Annotated in this window: 6 protein-coding genes; 2 read left to right on the forward strand and 4 right to left on the reverse strand. The window is 68.6% G+C overall.

Annotated features, from left to right (window positions below):
- Nucleotides 1-203: 203 nt before the first annotated feature.
- On the forward strand, nt 204-1,430 hold the full coding sequence (locus tag AC1DZT_RS22235) for a zinc-ribbon domain-containing protein (protein WP_478008840.1): 1,227 nt from the start codon (nt 204-206) through the stop codon (nt 1,428-1,430).
- A 78-nt stretch (nt 1,431-1,508) separates the two neighbouring features.
- On the opposite strand, the gene AC1DZT_RS22240 is transcribed toward AC1DZT_RS22235, so the two are convergent.
- From AC1DZT_RS22240 to argH, 4 genes are all read right to left on the reverse strand, one after another.
- Nucleotides 1,509-4,013, reverse strand: coding sequence for a TIGR02302 family protein (locus tag AC1DZT_RS22240; protein ID WP_478008841.1), 2,505 nt, complete (start codon nt 4,011-4,013; stop codon nt 1,509-1,511).
- 28 nt (nt 4,014-4,041) lie between these two features.
- The gene (lysA, locus tag AC1DZT_RS22245) at nt 4,042-5,307 is read right to left on the reverse strand and encodes a diaminopimelate decarboxylase (protein WP_478008842.1); all 1,266 of its coding nucleotides are present in this window, start codon (nt 5,305-5,307) and stop codon (nt 4,042-4,044) included.
- 147 nt (nt 5,308-5,454) lie between these two features.
- The gene (locus AC1DZT_RS22250) at nt 5,455-5,595 is read right to left on the reverse strand and encodes a hypothetical protein (protein ID WP_478008843.1); all 141 of its coding nucleotides are present in this window, start codon (nt 5,593-5,595) and stop codon (nt 5,455-5,457) included.
- Nucleotides 5,596-5,665: 70 nt separating this feature from the next.
- Nucleotides 5,666-7,066 carry an argininosuccinate lyase gene (gene argH / locus AC1DZT_RS22255; RefSeq protein ID WP_478008844.1) on the reverse strand — a complete coding sequence of 467 codons (1,401 nt, stop codon included), beginning with the start codon at nt 7,064-7,066 and terminating at the stop codon, nt 5,666-5,668.
- Nucleotides 7,067-7,116: 50 nt separating this feature from the next.
- On the opposite strand from argH, the gene AC1DZT_RS22260 reads away from it, so the two are divergent.
- Entirely contained in the window at nt 7,117-7,665 is a 549-nt protein-coding gene (locus tag AC1DZT_RS22260) for a TlpA family protein disulfide reductase (RefSeq protein WP_478008845.1), read from the forward strand.
- The last annotated feature ends 39 nt before the right edge of the window (nt 7,666-7,704 follow it).

Genomic DNA, 7,704 nt, shown 5'->3' on the forward strand with positions numbered 1-7,704 from the left:
GGGCGGGGCGGGGAAATCGGGTGGGGCGGCGCGGCGGACCGCAAATTTGCGCGCCACCCGAGGCCAAAGCCGCCTTCGCCTGCACTTTGACCGCAACACAAGCGCGCCGCTGTCCCGGCTTTGGACACAAACCATTGGACGAACGCACTTTACTTGGTACAACGACGAACAAAATAACCGGAAAACTGGCGGGACAGGTTCAGATGCGTTTGATTTGCCCGAATTGCGATGCGGAATATGAGGTGGATGATGCCGCCATTCCGCGGGCAGGGCGCGATGTGCAATGTTCGAACTGCGGGCATGCGTGGTTTCAGGTCCATCCCGAGGTGGCAGCGGCCCAGGCCGCGCAGGCGGCACGTGTCGTGGTGCCCAAGGCCGATGTGACGCCCCGGCCCGATCTGCCCCCCAAGCCCGATCCGACCCCCCGGCCTGATCTGACGGCCAAGCCTGCCGTGACGCCAAGGCCCGCCGTGACCCCCGAACCCGAGCCGGAAGAGGTGCTGGACGCCGCCCTGACCGCCACGGCGCCAGAGGCAGGGCCCTCGGCGGAATACGACCCTAAATATCAGCTGGAATATGGGCCGGAAGAGATGCCGGACGGCGACATGGCCGCACGCTTCGCCACGGACCCCAATGCCGCACCCGTGCCGGGGGCCAATCCGGTGATGTCGGGCTTGCCCGAGTTCGAACCGGAGTTCGACTCCGTCCTCGAACCCGCCGCCAAGCCTGCAGCCGCGATGGGCGCGCCCGAACCCGCCTCGGCCGAGGTCAAGGCCGAGCCGCCTTTGGCGCGCAACATCAACGAAAGCATCCTTGCGGTGCTGCGCGAAGAGGCCGCCCGCGAGACCGCCGCCCGCCGTGCCGAAGCGCCGCCCGCGCTGGAAACCCAGACCGAGATGTCGCTGGACCCCGCCGCCGCGCGCCGCGCGGCGCCGGTGGCTGCCGCCCCGACCCCGGTGCCGCCGCCCGTGGTGCCGCCTGTCGCTCCTGTGGTCGCCGCGCCTGCCGATGTGGCACCCGTGATGGCGCCTGTGATGGCGCCGGCTGCGGTAGCCGAACCCGTGGCCGAACCTGCGGTGGATGCCACGCGGTCGCGGCGCGATCTGTTGCCGGCGATCGAGGAGATCAACTCGACCCTGCGCGCCACTTCGGAGCGTGGCGGTTATGAAGATGGCGACCTGGGCGATCCCGAGGCTGCGGCGGGGCGCAAGGGCGGGTTCGGCAGGGGCTTCCTGACGCTGGTCCTGTTCGGCGTGGTCCTGCTGGCGCTTTATGTCTTTGCGCCGCTGATCGCGGCCAAGGTGCCGGCGCTGGCCGGGGCGGCAGAGGCCTATGTGGCCGGTGTCGATGCGGCGCGGGTCTGGGTCGATGGCCAGATCCAGGGCCTGATCGGCAAGTTGCGCGGGCTGGAAGGCGCTTCGCAGGGCTGAGGCGCAGGCCAAGGGTTTCAGAACAAAGGGGCCGCCCGCGCCGGGTCGGCCCCTTTGTCATGGCGGGTTCAGCCCGGTTCAGAACAGGTCGAGCAGGCGCTGCAGATAGCCGCGTTCCTGATCGCTGCGGCCCTGTTCGCCGGCGCGTTTGCGGATCTCGTCCAGCAGCTCCTGCGCCCGGCGGTAGACATCCTTGTTCTGCAGCATGCCGCCCTCGGCGCCCATCTGGGTGCCCTCGTTGCCGTCGCGGCCAAGCGGATCGCGCTGGCCCTTGGGACCGGGCTCCTGCGCGGCCTTGCCGTCGTTCGGGTTGCGGTTCGCCTCGCTTTGCGCCTGCGCCTCGCCCAGCTGCTTGATGCCCTGGCGCAGCGCATCCAGCGCCTCGGCCTGCTTGTCGAGCGCCTCGGGCAAATCACCGTCGCGCAGCGCCTGTTCGGCGTCCTTCATGGCGCGGCCGGCCTGGTCGAGCTGCTTGCGGCCCTCCTCGCCCTTGGGGTCGCCGGCGCCGGGCAGGGTGCCGGATTTGCGCAGGGCTTCGATGCGGTCCTTCAGCGCCTGCTGGCGTTCGGCGAGGCTTTGGCCGCCCTGGCCATCGGCGCCGGGTTTGCCGTCCTGGCCCTGCTGGCCGTCCTGCCCGTCGGGGTTGGGCTGGCCGCCGTTCTGCATGTCGTGGAAACTGTCGTCGGACAGCTTCTGCTGGTCGCGCAGCGTCTGGCCGAGGTCCTTCATCGCCTTGCCGCCCGGCCCGCCCTGGCCTTCGCCCTGACCCTGGCCTTGCGTCACCTTCATGTTGTTCATGAAATCGCGCAGCTGCTGCATCAGGGCCTGGGCCTCGGCGGTGCGGCCCTCCTTCATCAGCTGTTGCAGGCGGTCGAGCATCTGCTGCAGCTGATCCTGGGTCAGCTTCATGCTGGGCTGGTCTTTCTTGCCCGGCTCGTCGGGGTTCTGCGCGTCCTTTTGCGCCTGCTGGGCCATGTATTTGTCCAGCGCCTCGCGCATTTCCTTCATCAGGCGGTCGATCTCGGCGGGGCTCGCGCCATTGCGGATCGCCTCGTCCAGCCGGTCCTGCGCGCGTTTCATGGCCTCGAAGGCGTCCGAGAGGCTGCCGTCCTCGACCTGGAGGGCGATCTTCCACAGCTCCTCGGCCAGCTCATCCCGCTTGGCCTTGTCGAGCGAGGCGGCGATCGGGTCGAGTTCCTTGATGGCGACGCGCAGGCGCAGATAGACCTTGTGGTCGAGGATGAAACCCTCGGGCTTGTAGGTGATGGCTTTCAGGACCTCGACCACGCGGGGGGCGTTGCTGCGGCTCCACAGAAGATCGCGGCGCATCTCGATGATGGCGGCGGCGAGGGGGTCGAAGAAGCGGCGGCCGGGGAGGGTGACGTGCAGCGGCTCGGCGGAAGCGGTGTGGCCCGCGGCATCGGTGGCCGAAAGGGTGATCGTGACGGGCAGGTTCGACAGCACGTCCTTGGAGAGGTCATCGACCAGCACGGCATTCACCTTGGTGCGGTCGCGCTTCATCGGCAGCGGCAGGTCGAGGGTGATCGGCGCGCGGTCCTCGGGCTTGGCGGCAAGGCCATAGCGGCGGTCGACGGCGGGCAGGTCCAGCGCGATGGTGGCGGCGCCCTTGACCACGCCGTAATCATCGCTCGCCTCGAAGGGAAGCTTGAAGCGGCCATCGGCGTCGCGGTCGATCGGGCCCTTGACCGCGATGGCGGGGGGCGCGTCGCTCACGACGGTGACCAGCCATTCGCGCCCGCCGGTGCCGGAGATCGCCAGCCGCCCGGATTGCCGCACGGTGAAATCCTGCACCGGTTCGGAAGCGGGCGGCACATCGGTGCGGCCTGACACGGTTTCGGCGAGGATCAGCGCGCCCGGCGCGCCATAGAAGCGCAGCTGGATGCGGGTGCCCTCGGGCAGGATCAGCGCCTCGTCCTTCTGGTCGGCGAGGTAGAGGCTGGGCTTGTGGGTATAGGCGGGGGGCTGGGCCCAGCCTTCCCAGGCCGGGCCTGCGGCGGCCTGGCCCGGACCGACCGGCGCCGGCAGGCCCGCGACAGAGGCCACTTTCCAGAGCGAGCCGAAGAGCAGCGCCAGCACCAGAAGGGTCAGCGCCATGTAGCGGAAGGCATAGGGGTCGCGGCTGGCCAGCCGCAGGTCAGGCTCCACCGCCTTGGCATCGGCGGCGCGCGCCGCCATCCGGTCGCGGTGGACCGACCAGATCGCCTGCGCCGCCTCGTCCCCGGCGCCGAGCGCCAGACTGTCGCGCAGGGCGGCGATCGGCCGTCCCGGCATCCGGCTGTCGAGCCGGGCCAAGGCCTCGTCCCGCGTCGGGCGGCGGAAGGCGCGCCAGCCCCAGATCAGCGCCCAGACCGAGGCGAGGATGAGGGAGACGATGCCGAACCAGTCGGCTTCGAGCGGGAGATGGTCCTGCACGCCAAGCGCGGCAAGACCGAGGCCCGCGATGAGAAGGGTCCACAGCGGCCAGAACGCACGCACCAGCCTTTCGGCCCAGAGCCCCATGAGGGTCAGGCGCAGCGGAAATTCGATCCGCTTCAGGGCCGCTTCGGGCTTGCCTTCGCTCATTGCCTCCGCCGGTTCCTGACCGTGAAACTCACAGCCATTCCGGGATGCTATCCCGCTTGAGGATTTCGTCAATGCTCGGCCGCGCCCGGATGACGGCGAAGTGATCACCGCGGACCAGAACCTCGGGGATGAGCGGCCTTGTGTTATATTCCGAGGCCATCACCGCGCCGTAGGCCCCGGCAGAGCGGAAGGCGATCAGGTCGCCCTCGGCGAGGGCGGGCAGGGGCCGGGCCTTGGCGAAGGTATCGCCGGTCTCGCAGACCGGGCCTACGATGTCATAAGCCTGCGCGGTTGCGGCCACTTCCGGTTCGATCACCGGGATGATGTCGTGATGCGCGCCATACATCGAGGGGCGCACCAGATCGTTCATCGCGGCATCGACGATCAGGAAGGTGCGATCCTCGCCCTCTTTCACATAGATCACTTCCGAGACGAGGAGGCCGGAGTTGCCGGAGATCAGGCGGCCCGGCTCGATCTCGATCTCGCAGCCCAGATGGCCGAGGGTGCGCTTGATCATCGCGCCATAGTCGAGGGGCAGGGGCGGCGCCTCGTTGGACCGCTCGTAGGGGATGCCAAGCCCGCCGCCGAGGTCGAGGCGGGAGATGACATGACCATCGGCGCGCAGCTCCTCGGTCAGTTCGGCGACCTTCAGGAAGGCGGCCTCGAATGGCGCGAGGTCGGTGAGCTGGCTGCCGATATGGACATCGACGCCGACGACTTTCAGGCCCGGCAGGGTGGCGGCCAGCGCATAGACGGCGCGGGCCTTGGCGATCGGGATGCCGAACTTGTTTTCCTTCTTGCCGGTGGCGATCTTCTCATGGGTCTTGGCATCGACATCGGGGTTGACGCGCAGGGTGATCGGCGCGGTCAGGCCCAGTTTGGTGGCGACGGCGGAGAGGGCAAGGAGTTCGGGCTCGGATTCGACGTTGAACTGGCGGATGCCGCCGGTGAGGGCGAGCGCCATCTCGTCCCGGGTCTTGCCGACGCCGGAAAACACGATGCGCTCGCCGGGCACGCCTGCCGCCTTGGCGCGCTGGTATTCGCCGCCCGAGACCACATCCATGCCGGCGCCGAGGTCACCCAAGAGCTTGAGGACGGCGAGGTTCGACAGGGATTTGATCGCAAAGCAGATCTGGTGCGGCAGGGGGGAAAGCGCCTCGGAGAAGAGCTTGTAATGCCGGGTCAGGGTGGCGGCGGAATAGACGTAGAAGGGGGTGCCGACCTCCTCGGCGATCTGGGCGATGGCCACGTCTTCGGCCATCAGCCGCCCGTCGCGGTAAAGGAAATGGTCCATCTTCTGCCCCTTCATGTCCTGACCCCGGCAGCTATAGCAGATGATCCCCCGGGTGCAATTGGTGCCGGGGGCAGGGGCCTCCGGCGGGGATATTTGGGCCAAAATGAAAGCGCAAGGCGCGGGGTGAGGGCGCCTTGCGGGGAATGGTCAGAAGGTGGTGGTGACGCCGACGCGGGCCTCGCCGCTGACCGTGGGGTTGGTGGCGGGGGCAGCGGCGGGGGGCTTGGGGAGGCCATCGGCCCCGCAGGCGGCGAGGGCGAGGAGGCAGAGGAGGGCGAGGCGGGACATGGGAAACCTTCGGGTTGTGTTGATTCGGCTTATGCCACCGGGCGGTGCGGTGGTCTTGCGGTACTCTGGCTCAGGCGAGGGCGGCCTTCCAGCGGGCAATCTGGGCGCGGACCTGGTCGGGCGCGGTTCCGCCGTAGGACTGGCGCGAGCGGATCGAGTTCTCGACGCCAAGGACGGAATAGACCTCCTGGGTGATGCCCTCATGGGCGGAGTGCATCTCGGCGAGCGACAGGTCGGGCAGGTCGCAGCCCTTCTGTTCGGCCAGCGCCACGAGGCGGCCCGTGACGTGATGCGCCTCGCGGAAGGGCAGGCCGAGGGCGCGCACCAGCCAGTCGGCCAGATCGGTCGCGGTGGAGAAGCCTGACGCGGCGGCGGCTTTCAGCGCGTCGCGCTGGGCGGTCATGTCGCTGACCATGCCGGTCATCGCGGCGAGCGACAGCATCAGTGTGTCGGCGGCGTCGAAGACCTGTTCCTTGTCTTCCTGCATGTCCTTGGAATAGGTCAGCGGCAGGCCCTTCATGATGGTGAAGAGGGCGACGGTGGAGCCCAGAATCCGGCCGATCTTGGCGCGCAGAAGCTCGGCCGCGTCGGGGTTCTTCTTCTGCGGCATGATGGAGGAGCCGGTGGTCCATTTGTCCGACAGTTTGACGAAGCGGAATTGCGCGGTGGACCAGATCACCAGTTCCTCGGCGAAGCGCGACAGGTGCGTGGCGCAGATGGCCGAGGCCGAGAGAAACTCCAGCGCGAAGTCGCGGTCGGAGACGGAGTCGAGTGAATTGGCGGTGGGGCGGTCGAAGCCGAGGGCCTTGGCCGTCATGTGGCGGTCGATCGGGAAGCCGGTGCCGGCCAGGGCTGCGGCGCCGAGCGGGCTTTCGTTCATCCGCTTGCGCGCATCCTGAAAGCGGCTGCGGTCGCGGCCCAGCATCTCGACATAGGCCAGCATGTGGTGGCCCCAGGTCACGGGTTGGGCGACCTGCAGATGGGTGAAGCCGGGCATGACCCAATCGGCCCCGGCCTCGGCCTGGGCGAGGAAGGCCTGCATCAGGGTGGTCAGGCCCTGGATCGCCGCATCGCATTGGTCGCGGGTCCAAAGGCGGAAGTCGACGGCGACCTGGTCGTTGCGGCTCCGCCCGGTGTGGAGGCGCTTGCCCGGCTCGCCCACGATCTCGGTCAGGCGGGATTCGATGTTGAGATGGATGTCCTCCAGATCGGTGCGGAAGGTGAAGTTTCCACCCTCGATCTCTGACAAGACCGTGAGGAGGCCTTCCCGGATCGCCGTGGCATCGCTATCGGTGATGATGCCGCAGGCGGCCAGCATGGCGGCATGGGCGCGGGAACCGGCGATGTCCTGGGCGTAGAGCCGCTGGTCGTAGGAGATCGAGGCGTTGATCGCGGTCATGATCGCATCGGGCCCCGAGGCGAAGCGCCCGCCCCACATGGTGTTGGCGGCAGGTTTTTCAGTCTGGGTCATGGTGGCCCCCTTTGGCGCGGTGTTTTGGCACGGTGGTTTGGCGAGGTGTGATGCGGATCTTTCGGGCTTTCCTTTATACGGGCTTCCTGGCCTGCGCAAACATGGTCTGGGGTCCGGCGCTGGCCGGGCCGGTCGATCCGGCGATGCTCAAGGGGGCGATGGCCAAGCTGATCCTGGAAGAGCCCAAGGCTTTGCCCGAGGCGGCGCTGCTGGACATGGCCGATGGCGCGGCGAGCCTTGCGCCCTACAAGGGGAAATGGCTGGTCCTGAACCTCTGGGCGACCTGGTGCGTGCCCTGCCGGGAAGAGATGCCGGCGCTGGGCAAGCTCGCGGAAGCGGTGCCGGATCTGGCGGTGGTGGCGGTGGCCTCGGGGCCGAACCCGGTGCCGGCGATCACCCGGTTTCTGAGCGGGGCCGGGGTGACCGGCCTGACCGTGCTGCGCGACCCGGGGCAGGGGCTGGCGCATCAGATGGGGGTCTTCGGGCTGCCAGTGACGGTGATCGTCAACCCCGAGGGGCAGGAAGTGGCGCGGCTGATCGGCGGGGCGGATTGGAGCGCGCCGGAGGCTTTGGCGGTGGTCGAGGCCTTGCGGAAGTAGGCGCCTGCGGCGGCCAAGTCTGGGGGGGGGGGGGGGGGG

The organism is Rhodobacter sp. P1_C2 (assembly GCF_056406375.1).